1 protein-coding gene is annotated in these 411 nt (G+C 46.2%); it reads left to right on the top strand.

Going from position 1 to position 411, the window contains the following annotated elements:
* Positions 1–411 (top strand): DDE-type integrase/transposase/recombinase (locus EYW48_RS21520; RefSeq protein WP_277433082.1); only part of this gene is annotated, 411 nt, incomplete at both ends.

Below are 411 nucleotides of genomic sequence, written 5' to 3'. Positions count from 1 at the left end.
TATCACTATTGGCTTAAACGCCCAGCGTTAATTAATGCGGAAACAATAAAACTGCGCAGCTTGGTCAGTGAGGCTCATGCCGCAAGCAATGGCTCTGCGGGAGCGAGAACCATTGCAGATATAGTCATAAATCAGGGTGTAAAGCTGAGCCGATACCGAGCAACAAAGCTTATGAGAACGCTTGGTTTAGTGAGCTGCCAGGAGCCAAAGCATCGCTACAGAAAGGCTTCACAAGAACATATTGACGTTCCAAATCACTTAGGTCGTCAGTTTGCGGTTACCGCCCCAAATGAGGTCTGGGCTGGTGATGTTACGTATATTTGGACAGGTAATCGGTGGATGTATTTAGCAGTTGTTATCGATCTTTTTGCCCGAAAAGTGATTGGTTGGTCGATGTCTCTATCACCTGAT

Source organism: Vibrio sp. 1180_3 (assembly GCF_029478545.1).
Lineage (GTDB): Bacteria > Pseudomonadota > Gammaproteobacteria > Enterobacterales > Vibrionaceae > Vibrio > Vibrio aestuarianus.
This window is presented reverse-complemented; position numbering and strand designations above follow the sequence as displayed.